The sequence below is a fragment of the Enterobacter cloacae complex sp. ESBL7 genome, assembly GCF_041679625.1.
In the GTDB taxonomy this organism is placed as follows: domain Bacteria; phylum Pseudomonadota; class Gammaproteobacteria; order Enterobacterales; family Enterobacteriaceae; genus Enterobacter; species Enterobacter asburiae_B.
This window is the reverse complement of sequence record NZ_JBGORN010000068.1, coordinates 1-255: the sequence shown is the minus strand read 5'-3', so window position 1 is coordinate 255 and position 255 is coordinate 1. Positions and strand designations below refer to the sequence as shown.

The 255-nt window shown below is 49.4% G+C and carries 1 pseudogene; it reads right to left on the bottom strand.

The features are described 5' to 3' along the window. Window positions 1–255 (bottom strand): annotated as a pseudogene (locus ACERY3_RS25490) (MBOAT family protein); the annotation flags it as partial.

The window sequence follows — 255 nt, the reverse complement described above, 5'->3', positions numbered from 1 at the left end:
ATGCCGACAGAATGTTGTCACAGATAAGTAACGCATCGTTTATGGATGATGCCCTGAAAAATACCCACGCCAGACAGACAAAAAGAAAGGTCATCAGGCGTGCGAGAGCTGCTGGGAGCATAAAACCAGTTCTTTCTGAAACGTAGCGCCGCCAGAGGTTATTCACTACCATACCAGAACCATGCAACGCCCCCCAGATAATAAACGTCAACCCGGCACCATGCCAGACACCGGACAGCACCCTTGCTACAAAAA